This is a genomic window from Marinobacter sp. ATCH36, from assembly GCF_023555055.1.
Taxonomy (GTDB): Bacteria; Pseudomonadota; Gammaproteobacteria; order Pseudomonadales; family Oleiphilaceae; genus Marinobacter.
Genome location: NZ_JAMJPL010000003.1, coordinates 106,557 through 128,379, shown reverse-complemented (window position 1 = coordinate 128,379; position 21,823 = coordinate 106,557). Strand labels below are relative to the sequence as shown.

General features: G+C 54.9%; 25 protein-coding genes. 15 read left to right on the top strand and 10 right to left on the bottom strand.

Annotation, left to right across the window (positions count from 1 at the left end; all coding sequences use genetic code 11):
• Positions 1–39 precede the first annotated feature (39 nt).
• Together M8010_RS11495 and M8010_RS11490 are read right to left on the bottom strand one after the other, a co-directional pair.
• Positions 40–981 carry an electron transfer flavoprotein subunit alpha/FixB family protein gene (locus M8010_RS11495; protein ID WP_250091360.1) on the bottom strand — a complete coding sequence of 314 codons (942 nt, stop codon included), beginning with the start codon at positions 979–981 and terminating at the stop codon, positions 40–42.
• Positions 982–1,731 (bottom strand): electron transfer flavoprotein subunit beta/FixA family protein, encoded by a 750-nt coding sequence (locus M8010_RS11490; RefSeq protein WP_137434489.1) that lies wholly within the window; start codon positions 1,729–1,731, stop codon positions 982–984.
• A 415-nt stretch (positions 1,732–2,146) separates the two neighbouring features.
• Between M8010_RS11490 and M8010_RS11485 the strand changes: the two genes are divergently transcribed.
• The gene (locus M8010_RS11485; RefSeq protein WP_250091359.1) at positions 2,147–3,799 is read left to right on the top strand and encodes an electron transfer flavoprotein-ubiquinone oxidoreductase; all 1,653 of its coding nucleotides are present in this window, start codon (positions 2,147–2,149) and stop codon (positions 3,797–3,799) included.
• Positions 3,800–3,867: 68 nt separating this feature from the next.
• Here M8010_RS11485 and M8010_RS11480 read toward each other — a convergent pair whose 3' ends face one another.
• The 6 genes from M8010_RS11480 to M8010_RS11455 form a co-directional block, all read right to left on the bottom strand.
• Positions 3,868–4,329, bottom strand: a complete 462-nt coding sequence (locus M8010_RS11480; protein ID WP_250091358.1) for an FKBP-type peptidyl-prolyl cis-trans isomerase — start codon at positions 4,327–4,329, stop codon at positions 3,868–3,870.
• Between the two features lie 203 nt (positions 4,330–4,532).
• Positions 4,533–5,102, bottom strand: a complete 570-nt coding sequence (locus M8010_RS11475; protein ID WP_250091356.1) for a DUF1285 domain-containing protein — start codon at positions 5,100–5,102, stop codon at positions 4,533–4,535.
• Between the two features lie 25 nt (positions 5,103–5,127).
• Complete coding sequence (locus M8010_RS11470) at positions 5,128–5,577, bottom strand: SixA phosphatase family protein (RefSeq protein WP_250091354.1); 450 nt, start codon at positions 5,575–5,577, stop codon at positions 5,128–5,130.
• A gap of 38 nt (positions 5,578–5,615) precedes the next feature.
• Positions 5,616–6,683 (bottom strand): NAD(P)H-dependent glycerol-3-phosphate dehydrogenase, encoded by a 1,068-nt coding sequence (locus M8010_RS11465; protein ID WP_250091353.1) that lies wholly within the window; start codon positions 6,681–6,683, stop codon positions 5,616–5,618.
• Positions 6,684–6,708: 25 nt separating this feature from the next.
• Positions 6,709–7,200 carry an STAS domain-containing protein gene (locus M8010_RS11460; protein WP_250091351.1) on the bottom strand — a complete coding sequence of 164 codons (492 nt, stop codon included), beginning with the start codon at positions 7,198–7,200 and terminating at the stop codon, positions 6,709–6,711.
• Positions 7,201–7,214: 14 nt separating this feature from the next.
• Positions 7,215–8,423, bottom strand: a complete 1,209-nt coding sequence (locus M8010_RS11455; RefSeq protein WP_250091350.1) for a PP2C family protein-serine/threonine phosphatase — start codon at positions 8,421–8,423, stop codon at positions 7,215–7,217.
• 114 nt (positions 8,424–8,537) lie between these two features.
• On the opposite strand from M8010_RS11455, the gene M8010_RS11450 reads away from it, so the two are divergent.
• Positions 8,538–10,004: an HD domain-containing protein gene (locus M8010_RS11450; RefSeq protein ID WP_250091348.1), complete on the top strand. Its 1,467-nt coding sequence runs from the start codon at positions 8,538–8,540 to the stop codon at positions 10,002–10,004.
• Positions 10,005–10,010: 6 nt separating this feature from the next.
• Here the strand turns inward: M8010_RS11450 and M8010_RS11445 are convergent, their stop codons facing one another.
• Positions 10,011–11,006 carry an NAD(P)/FAD-dependent oxidoreductase gene (locus M8010_RS11445; RefSeq protein WP_349666110.1) on the bottom strand — a complete coding sequence of 332 codons (996 nt, stop codon included), beginning with the start codon at positions 11,004–11,006 and terminating at the stop codon, positions 10,011–10,013.
• A 93-nt stretch (positions 11,007–11,099) separates the two neighbouring features.
• Between M8010_RS11445 and M8010_RS11440 the strand changes: the two genes are divergently transcribed.
• The 10 genes from M8010_RS11440 (at position 11,100) to M8010_RS11395 (ending at position 19,560) form a co-directional block, all read left to right on the top strand.
• On the top strand, positions 11,100–12,056 hold the full coding sequence (locus tag M8010_RS11440) for an acyl-CoA desaturase (protein WP_250091345.1): 957 nt from the start codon (positions 11,100–11,102) through the stop codon (positions 12,054–12,056).
• Positions 12,053–12,520 carry a nuclear transport factor 2 family protein gene (locus M8010_RS11435; RefSeq protein WP_250091342.1) on the top strand — a complete coding sequence of 156 codons (468 nt, stop codon included), beginning with the start codon at positions 12,053–12,055 and terminating at the stop codon, positions 12,518–12,520. Before M8010_RS11440 ends, M8010_RS11435 begins: the two co-directional genes overlap by 4 nt.
• The gene (locus M8010_RS11430; RefSeq protein ID WP_250091340.1) at positions 12,517–13,320 is read left to right on the top strand and encodes an SDR family NAD(P)-dependent oxidoreductase; all 804 of its coding nucleotides are present in this window, start codon (positions 12,517–12,519) and stop codon (positions 13,318–13,320) included. The genes M8010_RS11435 and M8010_RS11430 overlap by 4 nt, the downstream gene beginning before the upstream one ends.
• The gene (locus tag M8010_RS11425; protein WP_250091338.1) at positions 13,313–14,578 is read left to right on the top strand and encodes an NAD(P)/FAD-dependent oxidoreductase; all 1,266 of its coding nucleotides are present in this window, start codon (positions 13,313–13,315) and stop codon (positions 14,576–14,578) included. Before M8010_RS11430 ends, M8010_RS11425 begins: the two co-directional genes overlap by 8 nt.
• 2 nt (positions 14,579–14,580) lie before the next feature.
• The gene (locus M8010_RS11420) at positions 14,581–15,504 is read left to right on the top strand and encodes a DUF1365 domain-containing protein (protein ID WP_250091336.1); all 924 of its coding nucleotides are present in this window, start codon (positions 14,581–14,583) and stop codon (positions 15,502–15,504) included.
• Positions 15,492–16,763, top strand: coding sequence for an SAM-dependent methyltransferase (locus M8010_RS11415; RefSeq protein WP_250091334.1), 1,272 nt, complete (start codon positions 15,492–15,494; stop codon positions 16,761–16,763). The genes M8010_RS11420 and M8010_RS11415 overlap by 13 nt, the downstream gene beginning before the upstream one ends.
• A complete protein-coding gene (locus tag M8010_RS11410; protein WP_250091332.1) occupies positions 16,760–17,281 on the top strand; it encodes a DUF2878 domain-containing protein in 522 nt (173 codons plus the stop codon). Before M8010_RS11415 ends, M8010_RS11410 begins: the two co-directional genes overlap by 4 nt.
• Positions 17,278–18,012, top strand: a complete 735-nt coding sequence (locus M8010_RS11405) for a hypothetical protein (RefSeq protein ID WP_250091331.1) — start codon at positions 17,278–17,280, stop codon at positions 18,010–18,012. The genes M8010_RS11410 and M8010_RS11405 overlap by 4 nt, the downstream gene beginning before the upstream one ends.
• Before the next feature lie 88 nt (positions 18,013–18,100).
• Positions 18,101–18,913 carry an exodeoxyribonuclease III gene (gene xthA, locus M8010_RS11400; protein WP_250091329.1) on the top strand — a complete coding sequence of 271 codons (813 nt, stop codon included), beginning with the start codon at positions 18,101–18,103 and terminating at the stop codon, positions 18,911–18,913.
• 17 nt (positions 18,914–18,930) lie between these two features.
• Complete coding sequence (locus M8010_RS11395) at positions 18,931–19,560, top strand: TetR/AcrR family transcriptional regulator (RefSeq protein ID WP_250091327.1); 630 nt, start codon at positions 18,931–18,933, stop codon at positions 19,558–19,560.
• Positions 19,561–19,583: 23 nt separating this feature from the next.
• On the opposite strand, the gene M8010_RS11390 is transcribed toward M8010_RS11395, so the two are convergent.
• Positions 19,584–20,003 carry a phasin family protein gene (locus M8010_RS11390; protein ID WP_250091325.1) on the bottom strand — a complete coding sequence of 140 codons (420 nt, stop codon included), beginning with the start codon at positions 20,001–20,003 and terminating at the stop codon, positions 19,584–19,586.
• Positions 20,004–20,418: 415 nt separating this feature from the next.
• Between M8010_RS11390 and M8010_RS11385 the strand changes: the two genes are divergently transcribed.
• From M8010_RS11385 to M8010_RS11375, 3 genes are all read left to right on the top strand, one after another.
• Positions 20,419–20,859: a YeeE/YedE family protein gene (locus M8010_RS11385; protein WP_250091323.1), complete on the top strand. Its 441-nt coding sequence runs from the start codon at positions 20,419–20,421 to the stop codon at positions 20,857–20,859.
• Positions 20,860–20,862: 3 nt separating this feature from the next.
• Positions 20,863–21,288 carry a YeeE/YedE family protein gene (locus tag M8010_RS11380; protein WP_250091321.1) on the top strand — a complete coding sequence of 142 codons (426 nt, stop codon included), beginning with the start codon at positions 20,863–20,865 and terminating at the stop codon, positions 21,286–21,288.
• A gap of 96 nt (positions 21,289–21,384) precedes the next feature.
• A complete protein-coding gene (locus M8010_RS11375; RefSeq protein ID WP_250091319.1) occupies positions 21,385–21,816 on the top strand; it encodes a protein tyrosine phosphatase family protein in 432 nt (143 codons plus the stop codon).
• The last annotated feature ends 7 nt before the right edge of the window (positions 21,817–21,823 follow it).

Genomic DNA, 21,823 nt, shown 5'->3' with positions numbered 1-21,823 from the left:
GGCACCCTTGGGTGCCTTTTTTATCAAAGAAACAGAAAGTTACAGCACTTTCTTCAACTCTTCTTCAAGTTGCGGAACCGCTTCGAACAGATCCGCTACCAGGCCGTAATCGGCAACCTGGAAGATCGGTGCTTCTTCATCCTTGTTGATCGCAACGATCACCTTGGAATCAGACATACCGGCCAGGTGCTGGATGGCACCAGAGATACCAACGGCAATGTACAGCTGTGGTGCCACGATCTTACCGGTCTGACCGACCTGCATATCGTTGGGCACGAAGCCGGCGTCTACCGCAGCGCGTGAAGCACCAACAGCGGCACCCATCAGGTCAGCTACCTGCTCCAGCATCTTGAAGTTTTCACCGTTCTGCATGCCGCGACCACCGGAAACCACGATACCGGCGCTTGCCAGATCGGGACGGTCAGACTTCGCCAGCTCTTCGTTGACGAACTGGGACAGACCCGCGTCTTTCACAACGTCCAGCTGCTCAACAGCTGCAGAACCACCTTCACCGGCAACCGGATCAAATGCGGTCGGACGAACGGTAACCACCTTGATGCTGTCAGTGGACTTAACCGTGGCGATGGCGTTACCTGCGTAAATCGGGCGAACGAAGGTGTCTTCGGACTCCACACGCATGATGTCGGAAACCTGGGCAACGTCCAGTAGTGCGGCAACCCGTGGCATGAAATCTTTGCCAACGGTGCCAGCGGCGGCCAGGATATGGCTGTAGTTCTTACCTACCTCGGCAACCAGCTCGCCCAGGTTCTCACCCAGGAAGTGGCCGTAAACGGCGTTGTCGGCAACCATTACCTTGTTCACGCCTTCAGCCTTTGCTGCTGCTTCGCCTACTGCGCCGCAGTTTTCGCCGGCTACCAGTACGTCGATGTCGCCACCGATTGCTTTGGCGGCAGCCAGAACGTTCAGGGTTGCCTGCTTCAGCTCGCTGTTGTCATGTTCAGCAATTACAAGGATGCTCATTCAGATCACCTTCGCTTCGTTCTTCAGTTTGTCGACCAGCTCAGCTACATCAGCAACCTTCACACCTGCCTGGCGAGAGGCAGGAGCCTCTACCTTCAGGGTAGAAAGACGCGGAGCAAGCTCAACACCCAGGTCCGCCGGGCTCATGTTGTCCAGCGGCTTCTTCTTGGCCTTCATGATGTTTGGCAGAGAGGCGTAACGCGGCTCGTTCAGGCGAAGGTCAGTGGTCACAACCGCTGGCAGGTTGAGAGCAACGGTCATCAGGCCGCCGTCAACCTCACGGGTCACATTTACCTTGTCGCCTTCGACAACGACTTCAGAGGCGAAAGTGCCCTGACCCATACCGGTCAGTGCAGCCAGCATCTGGCCGGTCTGGTTGTTGTCGGAATCGATGGACTGCTTGCCGAGGATGACCAGCTTGGGCTCTTCTTTCTCAACCACGCTCTTGAGCAGCTTGGCCGCTTCGAGAGACTGAACCTCTTCGTCGGTTTCGATATGGATACCACGGTCGGCACCCAGAGCCAGAGCGGTACGGATTTGCTCCTGGCAGGCCTTCGGGCCGATGGATACCACCACGATTTCACTGGCAACACCCTTCTCTTTAAGGCGAACCGCTTCTTCAACAGCGATTTCACAGAAAGGGTTCATTGCCATTTTGACGTTGGCGAGATCAACACCGGTATTGTCCGGCTTGACGCGCACCTTTACGTTGTAGTCGATAACTCGTTTTACAGCGACCAGAACCTTCATAGATTCCTCGTTCTTCTACGATGAGTTTACATTTGAGAACAGCACATGCTCGCGGGACCTGCTGTCTGTCAGGGCGTCATAATACTGCAGGCAAAGGGCACCGGGGTCAATAGCCCTTCAAGACGTTAAAAGGCCGCGTTCGCGGCCAATGAACACCGGTTGACTCCACCTGAGCGTGAGACGATACTAAAAAACGACTCAAAAAACACGTTTTGGCCCAGCGCGGTTAAACAATGCCAAAGGTACAGCCAAATTTCAAACAAACGTTTGTTTGATTAATCAATTGCGGTATCCTTTCAGTTAAGAAAACAGGTGCTTTCGCCTTGTGGGATTCGTCTGTGCGCCGTTTTACCGGTATGATGTCGCCCCTGAGAAATTGCCTGTTGGCATCACTAAAAAAGATGAGGAGACCAACGTGGAACGCGAATCGATGGAATTTGATGTTCTGATCGTCGGCGGTGGGCCAGCTGGCCTTTCAGCAGCCTGCCGTATCATGCAGATGGCTCAGGAAGCCGAACAGGAGCTGACGGTCTGCGTTGTCGAGAAGGGTTCCGAGATCGGTGCTCATATTCTGGCAGGTACAGTATTTGAACCCACTGCCCTCAATGAGCTCTTCCCGGACTGGAAAGAGAAAGGTGCGCCGCTGAATACGCCGGTCACCCGTGATGACATTTTCCTGCTGAAGAACCAGGAAAAAGCCACCAAAGTTCCCAATGCCTTTGTGCCGAAAAACATGCACAACCACGGCAATTATATAATCAGCCTGGGCAACCTCTGCCGCTGGCTGGCGGAACAGGCCGAGGGCCTGGGTGTTGAGGTCTATCCCGGTTTTGCCGCCTCTGAAACCATTGTTGAAGATGGCCAGGTTAAAGGCATTATTACCGGCGACATGGGCGTTGCCCGTGACGGTTCCAAGAAAGACGGCTACATGCCCGGCATGGAACTGCGTGCCAAGTACACCCTGTTTACTGAAGGCTGCCGCGGACACCTGGGCAAGCGTCTTATCAGTGACTTCAAGCTGGACGAAGGCAAGGATCCGCAGCACTACGGCATTGGCATCAAGGAACTGTGGGACATCGACCCGGCCAAACACGAGCCTGGCCTGGTTGTCCACACGACTGGCTGGCCTCTGAACGAATCCGGTTCTACCGGCGGGTCTTTCCTTTATCACCTGGAAAATGGCCAGGTCTATGTGGGCCTGATCGCGGACCTGTCATACAGCAATCCGCACCTGAGCCCGTTTGACGAGTTCCAGCGCCTGAAGCTGCACCCAGAGGTCAAAAAACATCTGGAAGGCGGTAAGCGGGTGGCTTATGGTGCGCGCGCTATCACCAAGGGCGGTTTCAATTGCCTGCCAAAGATGAGCTTTCCGGGCGGCCTTCTGCTTGGCTGCGATGCCGGCACCCTGAACGGCTCCAAGATCAAGGGCTCTCACACCGCCATGAAATCAGGACTTCTGGGCGCGGAAGCCGTGTTCGAGGCACTGAAGGATGGCAAGAGCGGCGAGGAGATTACCAGCTTCGAGGAGCGCTTCAAGGACAGCTGGCTGTACAAGGAGCTTTACGCCGAGCGCAACTTTGGCCCGGCCATGCACAAGTTCGGCAATATCGTGGGCGGTGCTATTGCCTACTTCGAGCAGAACATCCTGCGGGGCAGCCTGCCGATTACCTTTCACGACACTACACCGGACTATGCAACGCTGAAGCCGGCTGATCAGACGAAGAAGATTGACTATCCAAGACCGGATAACAAGCTGACCTTCGACAAACTGTCCTCGGTGTTTATTTCCAATACCAATCACGAGGAAGACCAGCCGATTCACCTGAAGCTGACGGACCCGGCCATTCCGATCGAGCAGAATCTGCCGAAGTACAACGAGCCTGCGCAGCGTTACTGCCCGGCTGGTGTGTATGAAGTGGTTGAGGCGGAAGATGGCAGCGGCAAGAAGTTCCAGATCAACGCTCAGAACTGCGTCCACTGCAAAACCTGTGACATCAAGGACCCTTCCCAGAATATTACCTGGGTGACGCCGGAAGGCGGCGGCGGTCCGAATTATCCGAACATGTAACAGGGTTCGTATAGTCGAAATAAAAACGGCCCCTTTTGGGGCCGTTTTTATTTACAACTCAAACGAAATCAGTGAGCGTGACCGTGCTCTTGCTCTTCGTCGGTTGCGTCGCGAGCTTCAACCACTTCCACGTCAAAGTGCAGGGTCTGGCCTGCCAGCGGGTGGTTTGCATCGATAGTGACAGTTTCGTCGCCTACTTCCACAACACGAACTACCTGGGGGCCGCCCGGAGTTTGTGCCTGGAACTGCATGCCCGGCTCGATGGTGTCCACACCTTCAAACGCAGAACGCGGAACCGGCTGAACCAGCTCTTCGTTGACTTCGCCGTAACCTTCGCCGGGCTCGACAGATACTTTCACCTGGTCGCCGGCGTTCTTTTCATTCAGCGCATTTTCCAGTCCGCCGATAATGTTCTGAGCACCTTCCACATAGGACAGAGGCTCACGACCTTCTACACGGGAGGAATCCAGTTCTTCTCCCTGGTCGTTGGTGAGCGTGTAATGGATGGTGACAACACGAGGTTGGGCCATGTGATCTCCTTGCGTGTCGCAATGACTGTTTGATTTAAGTTTGGGCAATCGAAAGTAGTCTTGAACAGCCAGACTGCACAGAGGGACTTACGACCACCGGGCCTCGTTAGAGAGCCAGGCTCGGTAACAAGTACGAAAACACAGTTTAACAACTGTCGCACTGCGTTTTCTACCGTCAGTTATTTGGGATGGTGCCGGGTAATTCAACCGTTGGCAGCAATTTTATAGAAATTTCCATGACTCCAGACACCTGGCGCCGTTTCGCCATCGCTGGAATCTTCGGTTACCAGATCCGCAAGGTCGTAATAGGCGGCGGTGACGAGCCTGGCTTCAATCCCGTGCCTCAGTTTCACGACCGGGCGAGGCTCATCAGTGCCGTCGTAGGTGCTCACGTGAAGTGGGTGCGCCTCTCCAATCTCTACGACTTCCCCGGTGTTTGTGGTCAAGGACAGAACCTGATCTTTGCCCTCGCCAGTTGCGCGAAGGGAGTGCGCGAGCAGAGGCGCGTCTTCGACAGTTATGCGCCATTTTTCCACCGGCGTGACCAGGAAATAGTGTCCGTCATCTTCCCGCCGCAGGATGGTGGAAAACAATCGGACAATGGCTTCACGGTTAATGGGCTTGCCCTGATACAGCCACTGGCCATCGCGAGCGATGACAATATCGATGTCGCCCGACAGCTCCGGATTCCATTCGTGCAGTGGTGGCAATCCGTTGCCCGGAGCTTGTGCCTTCTCGACCTGCTCGGCGATCGTTTCCGGTTTCTGAGTCATAAGTCTGATTCCTCAATAAGTCCGGTCAGGGTAAGAACTGTGCCCTGAGGTCTGCGCACCCTGGCCCCGCAACGGGCATCTCGAGTACAACGGCCTGCGCAGTCATGAAGGGAATACCTTTGCGGTGGCCATCCACCAGCAACGTCGACAGGCTGCCTACAAACGGCATGTGAGAAACAATCATAAGGTGTGACGGCGCCGTTTCAATAAGCTCATCCAGGCAGCGCCCCGGGTCATCATCGGGGGTGATATAGTCTTTCTCGGTAACCGCGCAATTGAGGATCTCGGATGCGATTGCAGCTGTCTGGCGTGCACGAACAAGGGGGCTGCTCCAGATGAACTCAGGCCGCCAGGGTGACTCCGCAATCTGCGCTGCAACATCCGCCACGCCGTGCCGGCCAAATTCCGTCAGTTCGCGTTCTCTGTCGAGGGTGTGCCAACCGGCCTCACCGTGACGCATGATAATCAAGTGCACTGGTTACCTCCGGAGTTGCCGAGGTGCTGTTTGCCTGACTATTGGCTAAGAGTACGCGGCAGAATGAATTCCACGTCGGAATTCTGGACCGACATCATCAGGCTATTGATTACCGCGCTGATGGATGCGCCTTCGTAAAGTATTTCATACAGGCCCCGTACCAGGGGCATATAAATACCAATAGCCTCAGACTTTTCCTTAACCAGTTTAAGAGTATAGATGCCTTCAGCGACCTGCCCCAGGTCAGCGACAGCGTCATCAAGCGCCTGCCCTTTGCCCACAGCATAGCCTACGCGATAATTACGACTCTTCGGTGAGGTGCAGGTTACGATCAGGTCTCCAACGCCCGCCAGCCCCATGAAAGTCATCGGGTTGGCGCCGAGGCTGACAGCAAACCGGCTCATTTCCGCCAGCCCACGGGTAATCAGCATCGCTTTGGCGTTTTCACCAAGGTCTCGCGCTGAGGCCAGGCCCGCCACAATGGCATAAATATTCTTCAGGGCCCCGGCAAGCTCTACCCCATACACATCGACGTTGGCGTAGACCCGCAAGTATTCGCAGCCCAGTAATTCCTGCACCGTGCGACGGACATCCGGGTCCTTGGCAGCGATAACGGTGGCGGTGAGATCCTGGCTAACTATTTCTCCGGCGAGGTTCGGGCCACTGAGAACACCAATTCGGCAACGCGGGGTCTCTTCCTGGAGGATCTCGCTCATCAGCTTGAAACCATGCTCTTCAATACCCTTGGTCAGGCTGACAACCACCTGTCCGTCGCGGAACTCCGCGCTGTTGTCCTTGATGACGGATCGGAACGCCTTGCTGGGTATGGCGACGAGAACAACCTCTGCCTTGCCTATCGCTTCCGGAAGATTCGTTGTCGGCCGGATATCACCAGTCAGCTTGACGTCAGGCATGTAGCGGCTGTTTACGCCGGTATCGCGGATTTCATCTGCCTGGGCTGCATCACGCATCCAGAAGTGCACTGTGTGCCCGTTTTCTCCGAGCACCTTGGCCATGGCGGTACCAAAACTTCCGCCGCCAAGGACTGCCACATCGTGGCCTGTTGGAGCGGGCTCCGGTGGCCGTGGGGCTTTTTTATCAGGCATAATTATTCCGTTGTTGCTCGCAGACTCACCCGGTCTCTTCGCATTCGAGGGCGCGCACCAGGTTCCTGAACTCTTCCCGGTTGTGGCTGTTCAGACCCATCAGCACCCTGTGAGCTTCCAGAACCTTGTCCCGCACGTCCTGTTCACTGGCGCGCAATACGGGTATTTCTTCCAGTTCCTCAATGCGGGAGGCGGGTTCTCGAACAATAATGAAAATCTTGTCGAAACCCATGGAAGTGATAATCCGGGTTATGTCCGGGTTAGTGGAAATCATCGTTGGCAGGAAATTACTGCGTTTCTGGGCTGCCATGGCAATCTTGGCAAGCAACCCAAGGGTGGTGCTGTCGATAATCTCGGTTTCCGTGAGGTCAATGACCACCGTTTTGAATTCGGGATCCTGGGTGATGGACTCAACCAGATTGTCCAGCGTCGAACACAGGTTCAGCCGGATTTCTCCAATAAACTTCAGGACATAAATGCCCTGTTTCACAGCTTGCAGGATCTTGTAACCAGCCATTGAATCCATTGCCACTATTTCGACGTTGGGCTATCGATACCGGGAACGGCATCCGTGACGGATACGATAGCAATATCGTCAGGTAACTCTGTGATCTCGTCGAGATTCAGAGCGTCGCTCAGTGAAGCAATAGTGTGACTACCTCCCGAGACGAGTTCAAGTAATGTCTTTTCCTTTTCATCAAGGCTTTTCGCTTTGATCACTTCCAGTATACCGTCTGAAAACAGAATCAGGTGGAACGGTTGCTCCAGCGGCACTTCGTAGACTTCCCACTCCGGTGTTTCGAACAGCCCTACCGGTAACCCGCTGCCCTCAAGAAACTCGGTGCGGCCGCCCTCGAAGGACAGTATGGGCATGGGAAAATGCGCGCCTACCGAATACCGGAGGCGCCGATCGGTGGTGGAAATAATCCCGACAAATACGGTCACGTGCTTGCCCAGGCCAGTATCCAGCAGTTCCGAATTGATGCGTTCCAGGAAACGCTCCGGATAAAGAATATCATCGCTGGAACCGCGCCTGAGGTTACGCTGAAGTCGGTTTGTCAGGTTTTTCAGTAATACCGTAACGAACGCCGAACTGGCACCGTGGCCGGATACGTCGGCAATATAAACCAGCACTTTGTCTTCGGATATACGGAAGTAATCAAGAAAATCACCGCTGAGAAACAGCGATGGCTTGATCAGATGGTCAATAGAAAGGCCTGACAGGACTTGTTCATTGTCTGGCAACATCCTCAATTGGACCTTTCGCCCTGCCCTCTGGTCAGCCCGCAACTCTGCAATACCGTCCCGCAAGTCGCGATTGGCTTCTTCCAGTTCCTGACGGTAAAGCTGGTTGAGGCGGTTTACCCGCACCCGGTCAAACAGCTTTCCGATGACGTCATCCAGTGCTCCGCGATCGTCGGAGCAGGGTTTCAGAACGATATCCGCCGCCCCTGCTCGCAGGGCATTGACGATCTCCGGTGCATTTTCGGTGGAGTAACAGGCAACGATGGGGGTAAAGGTTTCAGCATCTTCCAGTTTTGAAGCCAACTCCCCTATGGCGTCAGGCGGCATGTCGGCGAAGATGATATCGGGCATGTTGTCGTTGAACAGGGCCGTAGCCGAGCCCAGGTCCGCACCGCCGGTCACATAGAACCCCCTGGCCTCAAGGTAACGGCCCAGCTCCGAACGGGCACGCTCATCCGAATCAATTATAAGAATGCGCTCGGTGCGCGATGTCATGATTATTGCCCTAAACTACCATCGGTAAACGGGAAATTAGCTTTGTGCTATCTATTCTGGCACGCCCCTGTGATATAACAAGAGCTGTTTGATGTTTTTGGGGGGTTGTAATCTATGAGAAGTGCCGTAAATGATCTGCTCGGGGCCTATGACAAGCTGATCATGGATCCGGTTCACGGTGGCATCCCACTTTACCGGCATGAAATCACGGTTATTGATCATCCCCTGTTCCAGCGTCTGCGCAATATCTGCCAGAATGATATTCTCAGCCTGGTGTTCCCCGGTGCGACTCACTCCCGCTTTCTGCACAGTATTGGTGTGATGCATGTCGGCACCCGCATGTTCCGCTCCATGATCGATGCCTACCTGCGGGAGCGTCAACTCAGCGATCAGACCGACCTGAGCCTGAGCCAACTGGATGCCATCGATTACCTGGCCAAAACCATTCGCCTTGGCTGCCTGTTACACGATAGCGGCCACTCAAGCTTCTCCCATCAGTTCACCCAAGCCCGTCGAATACACGAACTGATGTCACGTCCGGCCCGGTTTGACGATCTCTGGGAAGGCGTTGATTACTCGATCTACCACTCTGAGCGACCGGAAGAGCTTGAACACGAGCATTATTCCGTGCGGGTCGCTCATGATGTGCTGTCATCCATCGATCTTGACTCCGCGGGGCTGCATGCCAGAGACGTGATCGGAATCATGGAAACCACGGATGTCAGCCCCAGTGACGCTTTCTGCAGGCACGCCCGAACTTTCTGGAGCTTTATCGCCGGCGAGGACGCGGAATCCGGCGTGCTAAGTGAGGCTGACACGCCGCGGCTGGTGATGGATCTGTTGTCTTCCATCGTATCCGGGGAAATTGATGCCGACAGGGCAGACTACATGCTCCGGGACGGGTTTCACTCTTCGGTGACTATCGGCGGTTTCAATCTTGACCATCTGCTCAGTAACCTGCGCTTTGGCTGGGATGTGCGTGAACCATGGATGGGGCTGGCCATCACCCAGAAAGGGCTTGGTGCGCTGGAAGACTTTGTCTACAGCCGCCACCAGATGTACCGCAAGGTATATGCTCACAAAACCGCCCTTGGCTTCGACTGGCTGTTACGGGAAGCCATCAACGAGGTGCTGGAAGATCCGGAGATTTTTGACTGGGTGGACACCTGTCTCAGCAACATGCGGTATTTCGCGGAGCTGACCGACAGTTTCTTCTGGGAAGCATTTCGAAAGGTCGCCCGCAGAAAGCCCGCAAGCTACTCGCGTTGTATTGTGGACCGCATCAAGCTGAACCACCTGGACACACGTGAAGACCTTTCTGCCACGGGCATCGTTGATCACGGCAGCTGGCTAGCCCGGGAGCTGCACCTGGATCCTGAGCAGGTGGTGACCTGCTCCATGCGCGCCCGGTTCTCAAATATTCAGGACAATTTCAATGGCATCAAAGTGCTGGTGAGGAACCCGATCGACAGAACCCGCTCGCTGAAAAAGATTACCGATGTCAGTGCATTTTTTAGCAAATTCAGCGACGGCACCATCAGCCACTTCTATGTCAGGCCCGACGTCCTGAGCAAACCCTGATCTACCTCATCGGGATAGAATTTTTTCCGCGAGGCCCTTAGCACTCTCGAATGCGCCTTCCACCCGGCCACCATTCAGCCAGTCACCGGCCAGGCCAATGCACTGATCTTCAAACCAGTGAAAGCCGGGATTGTCTGTTGATGACGATTTCGCATATAGCCAGCGATGTGAAACCACCTCATCCGGTGTGTTTTCAGAGCCAATAACCCGCTGAAATGCGGCGACCATTTCTGCCGTAACCTTTTCCGGCTCCGCGTCCTGATGCCTGCGGGACCATTCAGGATTCGCGTGCAGAACCCACCACTGGCCCTGATCTTCCCGACCAGGCTTGCTGGAATTGTTGGCGACCCAATAAAGCACCTCATCATGACACCGCATTCCCTCGTACGGCTGTTCCAGGGGCGCCGCGAAATGTGCGGCGGTCGCCCAGCACGGCTGAATATGGCGCACCGATTCATCGAGCGTGTCGGCAAGCATTTTCAATTCGCTGTTGCTGAGCAGTTCCTGAGCTTGTGCAGGCGGCGCAGTTACAATTATTGCGTCAAAGGGGCCGTAAGTTGCACCATTGGAGCCCTGGAGCGTCCACCCCCGGCCACTACGAACCAGATGTTGTATACGGGTTTCAGATTTTACATCCAGCGACGAGGACAGCCCCCGCGTGATCGCGGTCATTCTGGGAATCCCGACATACCGGCTATCATCGGGGAAGGCCTCCCATTCGCCATCATCGTTCTGATAGCCAAACCGCCCCGGCCAGACTCCGAAACGTTGCTCACCGGCATGGTGGTTCAGAAAACTGATAAAAGAAGGATTTCTCGCTGTGAAATACTGGGCACCGATGTCGGCAGAGCCACCGGAAACCCGCTTTGCGGCCATACGCCCTCCCGGGCCACGGCTTTTCTCAAAGACCGTGACAGCAAGATTTCGTTCCTTCAGTAAAAGAGCGGCTGTGAGGCCAGCAAGCCCTGAACCAACAATGGCTATCCGGCGTATAACAGGCATCTGATCGGTTTGGTTAAACATCGTTTATGGTGCATCCAAAATCGGTAAATGAAACGTAACTGAGTAAACCACGAACTAAAGGGCAATCAGGGTATGACCCGAGTGCAAAACTGGCTGACAAACATTCTGAGATGGTTCGACTCCTCTGCGGGTTCGGATCACCTCGACACGGGCTCGCGAGCCTTCAACTTCCTGCGAGTCGTTCCCTTTATAGCACTTCATCTCGCATGCTTGCTGGTCATCTTTACTGGCACCAGTGCCTTTGCGGTCTTTTTTGCGGTCGCTTTCTTCGTTGTGCGCATGTTTGCCATTACAGGTTTCTACCATCGTTACTTCGCCCACAAGACTTTCAAGACCAGCCGGGTGACCCAGTTTCTGTTCGGGGTACTGGGAGCCAGTGCAGCCCAGCGTGGCCCGCTGTGGTGGGCCGCTCACCACCGCCACCACCACCAGCATTCAGATGACGAGAAGGACCTGCACTCTCCTCACCAGGGCGGTTTCTGGTGGTCACATGTTGGCTGGTTTACTTGCGACGCGGGATTTGCCATGGATGAACGCCGGGTCAAGGACTGGATGAAATTTCCAGAGTTGAAGTTCCTGAACAGATTTGACTCGCTGGTGCCTGCCGCGGCCGCCGCCGCCATTTATGCGCTGGGCGAAGGCTTGGCTGCCTGGGCGCCTGGACTGAACACCAATGGGCTTCAGTTGCTTGTCTGGGGTTTCTTTATTTCTACAGTTGCACTTTTCCATGCCACGGTGTCGATCAATTCCCTGTCCCATGTGTGGGGCAAGCGTCGATTCGAAACCGACGATGACAGCAGAAATAACGTTTGGCTGGCGCTGATTACTATGGGCGAAGGCTGGCACAATAATCACCATCGCTGGCCACAGTCTGTGCGTCAGGGATTCCGGTGGTATGAGGTGGATATGACCTGGTATGGACTCTGGCTGTTAGCACGCCTGGGGATCATCTGGGACATGAAACCGATTCCAGAGCACATTCAGGAAGAAACCCGGCAACTGGACGCAGTAAGGAGGAAGCGATTGTGAGTACCGCCTCGATTATTGAAATGGGCAACAGGAATTCATCCGTGCACGAAACCCTCAACCGTTTCCAACAACTCTTTAACAACCTTTGCGCTGGCAACATGGCCGAGCTGAATAGCATATACAGTGACAATGTGTGGTTTCAGGACCCCTTTTGTACCGTTCGCGGTATCGACGAACTCACCGAGTACTTCACTGGTGCCTACGCCAATGTTATCTCCTGCGGCTTTGAGTTCGGCGACCCGGTTATCAGTGGCGAAAACGTGTGTATTCCCTGGGTAATGAGCCTGCAGCATAAGCGGATTCGCAAAGGCAAGGCCGTCAAAGTTGACGGAATCAGCCAACTGATTATCCGCGAAGGCCGTGTCACGTCTCACCGGGATTACTTTGACGTTGGCCAGTTGCTATACGAAAACCTGCCGTTAATGGGAGGCGTTATTCGCTGGATAAGGAATCAGGCAGGATGAGTCAACGACTTGAATCAACGTCCAATATCTGGATCACCGGAGCCAGTTCAGGCATCGGAGAGGCTGTAACCCGCGAACTGATGCAACAGGGCCATCGGCTGGTAATAACCGGGCGCAGACAGGAAGCTCTCGACGAATTGTGTTCCCTGGCCCCGGAAAGGATGAAAGCCGCCACGGCTGACACCACGGACCGGGACGCGCTTCAGTCAATTAGCGGTGACCTGGAGGCCTTCGGCAATCTGAACATGGCCATCCTGAATGCAGGCACCTGCGAATACCTGGAAATTGCTGATTACGACAGCAGCATCATTGATCACAACGTTACCACTAATGTTGTTGGTACGGCCCGGTGCATAGACATCGCCTTGCCCGCCCTTCGCCGAACCGCACAGCAGGGTCGGTCGGCCACGCTGGTCATTGTCAGTTCATCGGCCTGGTGGTTTCCGTTCGGGCGCGCAGAAGGCTACGGCGCTTCCAAGGCAGCGCTAACGTATTTTGCCCATTCGCTGAGAGCAGATCTGGCCTCCGAAGGCATTGATGTGGTTGTGGTGTCGCCAGGATTTGTCAAAACTCCACTGACTGACCGTAACGACTTCCCCATGCCTTTTTTGGTGTCGGCGGAAGATGCGGCAACGCGTATTGTCACCGGACTGCGCAAAGGGAAAACGGAGATCGCGTTCCCCAAGCGTTTCACCTGGACACTCAAGCTTCTTGGCGCCCTGCCCCAGGGCCTTATTGACCGTATGTCCGCCAACATGAGCCGGCAAACAGGAAAGAACAGGAATCCAATGGATGAGTAACAACCGGGAACGCATTGCAGTCATTGGGGCGGGTGTATCGGGGCTGACAACAGCCTGGCTATTGTCGGAAAAATACGAGGTCGAACTGTTTGAAGCGGGCAGTTATGCCGGTGGGCATACCAATACCGAACCGGTTACTGCGGGAGGCCGGGAATGGCCGGTGAATACTGGCTTTATCGTGTTTAATGACTGGACTTACCCCAATTTCATCAAGTTGATGGATCGGCTGGGGGTAAAATCCGAAGTCAGCGACATGAGTTTCAGTGTCGACTGCCACTCGACCGGCCTTCAGTACAATGGCACCAGCCTGAACACACTGTTTGCCCAGAGGAGAAACCTGTTGAACCTGCCGTTCCTGCGGATGGTTCGGGAAATCCTCAGATTCAACCAGGAATCTCGTGCCGACCTGGCGGCAGGTAACATCGGTGATGAGGAAAGCCTTGGCGAATACCTTAACCGTAATCGCTATTCCCGTTATTTTCGCAAGTACTACATCGTTCCGATGGGGGCTGCCATCTGGTCAGCGCCGGAGATTGTGCTGGAGCAGTTTCCCATTCGTTTCTTCCTGCAGTTTTTCAACAACCATGGCATGTTGTCCGTGGATGACAGGCCCACCTGGCGCGTGATATCCGGCGGTTCCGCCCGCTACGTGGACGCGATGATGGAGCGACTGGGTAGCCATACCCATCTGAACAGCCCCGTCACTTCGGTGGTTCGTCATCCGGACAAGGTGGTTGTCACGGCAAACGGTGAGCAGCAGGAATTCGATCAGGTGGTATTCGCCTGTCACAGTGACCAGGCACTGGGGATGATCACAGACCCCACCGAAAAAGAACTGGAGATCCTGGGAGCCATCACCTATCAGCGCAATGATGTGGTGCTTCACACCGATAGCTCCATGCTTCCTTCCAACCGTCTTGCCTGGGCGGCCTGGAACTACTTTATCCCGGAGCATAGCACCGAGCCGGTTTCGGTGACCTACAACATGAATATCCTGCAAAATTTTGACGATGCACCGGAAACCTTCTGTGTCACCCTGAATAGAAACAGCGATATTGACCCGAAAAAGGTAATCAAGCAATTCGACTACGCCCACCCCGTATTCACCCTGGAGGCTGTTGCCGCCCAGAAGCGTTACAGTGAAATCGGTGGACATCACCGCAGCCATTTCTGCGGTGCCTACTGGTTTAATGGCTTCCATGAAGACGGCGTGTGCAGCGCTCTGCGCGTTACCCGCGCCCTGGGTGTGGAGCTTTAGCAATGAATTCCGCTGTACAGCACCGGACTATCAGCCAGCCCCTTCACAGCCAATGGCTGGAAGGCACCATCCGCCACCGTCGCATGGCGCCTGTTCGCCATGAGTTCAGCTACGGCACCGGTATGCTCGCGCTGGACCTGCGGGAATGGCATTCGGTCACCCGTATAAGCCGTCTGTTCTCACTGGAAAGGTTTAACTGGCTCTCGCTCAGGCGCCGGGACTATTTCCAGCCAGAGACGGAGGATTTGCTCCAGGCCGTGACTGGCCAGGTACGGACAGCGACAGGCTGGGAACCGGACGGAGCGGTAGAGTTGATTACTCACCCCCGGTATTTTGGCTACGTGTTTAACCCGGTCAGTTTCTACTTCTGCTACAACGCCGGTGACGAGCCCGACAAAGGCGCTGTGCCGAGGGTTATTCTGGCCCAGATTACCAACACTCCCTGGAAAGATCGCCATGTGTACTGCCTGGAAACCACCGGAGCGGAGCCCACCAGTGCGGGCTGGCGCACCGAAAGGTTCGGCTTCGGCAAGCGGTTTCATGTCTCACCATTCAACGCGATGGATCAGCACTACCAGTGGACCTTCAGCTTCAGAGGGCCCGAGGTACGCATTCACATGAATGTGCTTCAGGGCAATAGCAAACATTTTGATGCCACTTTAGTGGTCCGTCGAACCCCCCTCGATCGTAAAGAACTTCACAGAAGTCTCAGACAGTTCCCGGTCGAGGCTCTGAAAGTTGTGGGTGGAATTTACTGGCATGCATTAAAGCTGAAGCTCAAGGGCGTGCCCTTTTTTACCCACCCGGACAAGCTTCCGGAAAGTGACCCGGCCCACAGGCTCGGAAGCGACGATTCCGGCCTTGATGTTACCGAGGCCAACGACCGGACAAAGACAAGCGGAAAGGTAAGCTCATGGAGAACCTGAACACCTCACTCGAATCCAATGGCACCGGCAGGCAGATCCCGCTGAGTAGCCGGGTTGCAAAAAATCTGGTTTGCAGGCAATTATCATTGCTGAAAGACGGTGCCCTGACGATCCGCGAATCCGGCCAGCCAACTCTGGCTTTCGGTGATGGTAACGCCCGCTTTGCGCCTGCAGAACTGGTTATCCACGACAGCAGTACCTGGAAGGATCTGTTGACCGGCGGCAGCATCGGTGCGGCAGAGTCTTACGTGGCCGGCGACTGGTCAACACCAGACCTGGTCGCCCTGTTGCGTTTTTTTACTCGCAACGTAGACCGGATGAATGAATTCGAAGACAGGTTCAGCTGGATTACCAAGCCGGCTTTGAAAAGCCTCCACTGGCTGAACCGGAACACCAAAGAAGGATCCCGTAAAAACATCAGCGCCCATTACGACCTGGGCAACGAGCTTTTTGAGACCTTCCTCGACCCTACGATGATGTACTCGTCGGCGATCTATCCCCGCCCGGAAGCAACCCTTGAAGAGGCTGCCATACACAAACTCGATACCATTTGCCGCAAGCTGGACCTGCAGCCAGGTGACCGAGTAATGGAGATTGGTACCGGCTGGGGTGGCTTTGCGGTCCATGCCGCCAAACATTTTGGCTGTCATGTAACGACCACAACCATATCGTCCGAGCAGCTGGAGCTGGCAAAAGCAAAGGTGGAAGCCGAGGGCCTGGAAGACAGAATCACTCTGCTGTTTGATGATTACAGGGACCTGGAGGGTCAGTTCGACAAGCTGGTGTCGATCGAGATGATCGAAGCCGTGGGTCCGCAGTTCCTGGACAGCTATTTTTCCCAGATCAGCCGGTTATTGAAGCCCAACGGGCTTGCGCTGATTCAGGCCATCAATATGCCGGAGCAACGATATAGCAGAGCGCTGAAAAACGTGGACTTTATCCAGAGGTTCATATTCCCGGGCAGTTTCATTCCGTCGTTCGGGGCTATTCTCGGATCAGTGCGAACCGGGTCAGATCTCGTGATGACTCACTCTGAAGACATCGGCTTCCACTACGCCCGAACGTTGAGGGACTGGTGTCAGCGATTCATGGAAAGTCATCCGAAGCTCGAAAGCATGGGATATGACGAAGCCTTTCGTCGCCTCTGGCACTTCTATTTTGCCTACTGTGAAGCGGGGTTCAGTGAGCGTGCCATTGGCGTTTCCCAGATTGTATTTGCCAAGCCCGGCAACAAACGTGCGAACATTCTCAGCCTATGATCAAGTCTGACACTGTCCGCAAAACCATCAACTTCGTACTGTTCCAGGCGGGATGGTTAGCATGTGTTCTCTATCCGGGCCTTCCGGCAGCAGGCCTGGTGTTACTGCTGGTCATATTTCACCTAGCCTTCATCAGCCAGCACCGTTCTGCCGAAATGCAGTTTATCGGTGCCGGTGTGGTTCTTGGCGGCGTGCTGGATGGCATCTGGTTCCAGACTGGCATCCTCGATGACGGCACCGGCAGCGTTGAGCTGACACCTGTCTGGCTGGTGGGTATCTGGGCGATTTTCATGACCACCCTCTCCCATTCGTTGTCCTGGATCAGCAGCAGGGCCTGGCTACCATTCGTGTGTGCGCCAATCGCCGGTCCCTTTGCCTACTGGTCAGCAAGCAAACTGGGAGCCGTTGAGTTACCGGACCCTACAGTGTCACTGATAGCGTTGGCTCTCGGCTGGCTGGTGGTATTTCCCACCCTGCTTTACCTGCGCAAATCCCTCTATCCGGAGCTGGTTCAATGAAACGAACATTCGTGTTTATCGCCTGCTCCTTGCCTCTGCTTACAACCATGGCTGCAGAAGTGCGCTTCACCGGCGAGGCAGCTGAGGTAGGTGGAGAATCGACGATCTACGAGGAGCGGCACATTGTGGAGGGCGAGTGTACAGACGGTCTGTTCCGACCCGATGCTCAAACGGTCACTTACGTCCGTAACGGAGGCAATGAATTCGCCACAAAGGAACTTTCCTATGAAGGATCGGTGTTGCGCCCGACCGTTGAATTCCGACAACCGGATTTCAATGAGACCATGGCAATCACGAATCGGGACGATAACGAACTCCGGATCGAATGGCAGACACCTGAAGGCGACACGGAGCGGTTCTCGGTAAATGTTACCGACTCTCTGGTCGCGGACGCCGGTTTTGATCACCTGGTTCGGCAGAACTGGTCGGCTGTGACGTCCGGTGAAAGTGTGGAATTTGATTTTCTGGCGCCCACACGCGGCAAGGCCTACGGCTTTGTCCTCGAGCCCGCGAATGACAACCGGATTAACGCCGCGCATACCGTGCGAATAAAGCCCTCCGGTATCGTGCTTGGGTTTCTCGTGGACCCTATCCTGCTGGGCTACAACGACGATGGCTTGCTGACGGATTACGTCGGCCTGACCAATATCCGCAAAGACAAGGACTCCAACTACACCGCCCATATCCGCTATACCGTGGAATCCACCCCGGAATGTGAACTGACCCGCTGAATCCGTCCTTACAGCCAACGCAGACACGCCGGCCTGTTATGGTAGACTTCTGGTTTTCCGACACAGCCACAACAGAGAGTTTCCGCCGATGATGTTTGTCTCGTTCAACGTCAACAGTATTCGTACCAGGCTGCACCAGCTTGAGGCTGTTATTAATGAACTTAATCCGGACTTTATCGGCCTGCAGGAAACCAAGGTAACCGACGAAGAGTTTCCGGTAGAGGCCATCAGGGCGCTTGGCTACCACGTTTTCTTTCATGGCCAGAAAACCCATTACGGTGTTGCTCTGCTCTCCCGCCAGGAACCCGAGAGCATCCAGAAGGGCTACCCCTGGGATGGTGAGGATTCCCAGCGCCGGCTCATCACCGGCCACTTTGTGGTGAACGGGCAGAAACTGACGGTCATCAATGGTTATTTCCCGCAGGGCGAAAGTCGCGATCACCCGGTGAAATTTCCTGCCAAAGAGAAGTTCTACGCTGACCTGATGCGCTATCTGGACGAACTCAAGTCGAAAGGCAGCGAGATCGTGGTGATGGGCGACATGAATATCTCCCCCACCGACCTGGATATTGGCATCGGCGCCGACAATGCCAAGCGTTGGCTGCGCACGGGTAAGTGCAGTTTCCTTCCGGAAGAGCGGGAGTGGCTTGGCCAGGTGCAGAACCGCGGCTTTACGGATGTGTTCCGCCATCTGCATCCGGAGGAATCAGACACCTTCAGCTGGTTTGATTATCGCAGCAAAGGGTTTGAGCGGGACCCTCGCAGAGGCCTGAGGATCGACCTGATCATGGCCAGTGACAGCCTTCTGCCCAAGGCGAAGAAGGCTGGGGTGAGCTATGACATTCGTGCCATGGAGCGGCCCTCGGACCATTGTCCGGTGTGGGCCAGCTTCGACATCTGACCCTGCCGGCCCGCGCCATGAAGAAAGTTAAAACCCGCGACCGCATTCTGGAGGCCAGCCTGATGCTGTTTAACAGCGTCGGCGAGCCCAATGTCACTACCCTGCTGATTTCTGACGAACTGGATATCTCGCCCGGCAATCTCTATTACCATTTCAAAAGCAAGGGCGACATTGTCGGCGAGTTATTCACCAGTTACGAACATGAGATGCACGATCTGCTGGCGGTGCCTGAAGATGCAGATATCACCCTGGACCAGCAGAGCTTCTTTCTGCACCTGCTGTTCGAAACGGTCGCCCGCTACCGGTTCCTGTACCAGGATCTGGTGAATGTGCTGTCGCGTTACGATCAGTTGCAGGCTCGTTTCCGCCGCATACTCAAGAAAAAAACCAGCGGCTTCAGAACGATTTGTGAGAGTTTTCGACGCCAGGGCATCATGGACATCACGGATGGAGAGCTGGAAGCCCTGTGCGACCAGCTGACCCTGACGGCCTGTTACTGGAGCAGTTTCGACAGCTTGTCACACCTGGAAGACCGGGAGTCCATGGATCCCGGGCGTGGAGTCTACCAGATGATGTATCTGCTGCTACCCTATCTGGGAGCGGAAGAAAAAGAGCAGATCTATTTGATGAGCCGGGAATATCTCTGATCTTCAGAAAAGCTGCTGAAAGATCATTCCTCCTCGGAGCGGTCTTCAGTTTCTTCCCGTAACCGTTTCAGTTCAGCTTCAAGCGCCTGTATCCGGCGTTCCATGGCTTCAATTTCCTCGCGCCGGTGGATGCCCAGACGCCGCAATGCGCCGGATACCCGCTCGTCAAACAGATGCTCAAGCTTGTCCCAGGTACCTGTCGCCTTGTCTCGCACCCCGCCCACACGATCCTCCACCGAGCGAACGTGTTTCTCTACCACGCCACGGGTCTTTCCCTCGAGCTGCTCACCCTCCTGCACCAGGCGCTCAAAGAACCGGCCAGCATCCTCTTCTGCCTTGGTATAGGCACCCAGCCCGGCAAGCCAGATCTGCCTTGCAGATCCCTTGATTCTACCCGCCAGCTGTTCGTCGTTTTCCGGCTTGTTCTCGTTTTCGTCAGACATGCAAAACCTCGGGAGACATGAACTATTCGATGCCCCTGATTGTATTACAGCAGGCCCCGAATTTCAGTCAGCAACCAAAAATCTTCCAAAGTCGCTGTCTCCGGACTGCTCTGAAACCCCCGTCATGACAGGCTTAAGTATAAGCACACATTCAATATGAAAAAATGTGATCAAACGAATCGTTCGCTGGCTTGAAGTGTTCAAAATATGGTCAATACTTCACAGTACCGGTATCCCTGCTGATGCCGGTTTGTCTGGAAGTCTTTCATGGATACTACTCGCACGCCTCTGCCCGGCCATCAGCGCCGGGCTTTTTTATGCCTGCCATCCGTCGGGGTTTTCCCTACTACCATTTAGATATATAGTTATTACATAATTGCATATATCATTCGGGATGACCGGGAGGATACACCACATGATTGAAATTGCATGGGAGAATTTTACCCCATGGTCGGCACTGGCAGGCGGAATCATTATTGGGCTGTCGGCTGCGGCGTTTGTATTGCTGAATGGGCGCATTGCCGGTATCAGTGGGATTGTTGGGGGCTTATTAGCTCCCCGGAAACGTGACGTGCTCTGGCGTGTTGCTTTCCTGGCAGGCATGATTGCCGCGCCGCTGATCTGGATGATGACAGCAGATTTGCCCGCCATAGAGATCAACGCCAGCTACCCGGTACTGGTGATATCGGGACTCTTGGTAGGCATCGGCACACGCTACGGCTCCGGCTGTACCAGTGGTCACGGAGTTTGTGGCCTGTCACGGCTGTCTTTACGCTCGCTGACTGCCACTCTGACCTTCATGACCGCCGGCTTTATAACAGTCTATGCAGTCCGCCATCTGATAACGGGAGCCTGATCCATGAAATTCAATCTTGCTTCTTTTGGCGCCGGTCTGCTGTTTGGTTTCGGCTTGCTGGTCAGTGGCATGGCTAATCCCGAGAAAGTGCTCGGCTTCCTCGACATTGCCGGGCAATGGGATCCTTCGCTTGCCTTTGTCATGGGAGGCGCCATCCTTGTAGGCCTGTTCGCTTTTACGATCGCCAGGAAACGGACCGTTTCCCTCCTCGGTTTCGATATGCGCCTGCCCGCTACAGATCGCCTCGACAAACGGCTGGTGATCGGCAGCGTGATGTTCGGCGCGGGCTGGGGGCTCGCTGGTTTCTGTCCCGGGCCGGGACTGGTGGCACTGGGCGCAGGGGAGACCGGTGCCCTGGTATTTATAGCAGCAATGATCGCAGGTATGGGGCTATTCGAGATGATAGAGAAAAACAGGGTTGCCCATTGAAGAAAATGCTAATTGCGGGCCTTCACACCACTCGGACACTGACGGCCCATTATGGCATTATGCACTGTCTTTTCATGACTGAAACGAGGATCTTGTATGGATATCAGGCGTATCGACGAGACGATTTCGGTGGCTCCGCAGTTGGCTGTGAATGACATAGCGGAAGCAGCAAAACTGGGCTTCAAAACTCTTGTGGCCAACCGCCCGGATGGTGAAGAAGCGGGGCAGCCCGCCATGGCCGATATTGAAGCGGCCGCTCGCGAAAATGGTATGGAATGGGTTTATCTTCCAGTGGAGTCCGGCAACATCCTCGATGACGATGTGGACCGCTTTGATTCGATGATCCGCAATGCCGAAAAGCCCGTATTGGCTTTCTGTCGCTCGGGAACACGTTGCACAGTTCTCTGGGCATTGAGTTCCGCCCGCTCGAGCTCGGCACAGGATATTGTCAGTAAAGCTCGCAACGCCGGTTATGACATCGGCGGCCTGGCACCGAGACTGGCGCAGCAGGCAACAAAACAGTCCTGAGTCACCT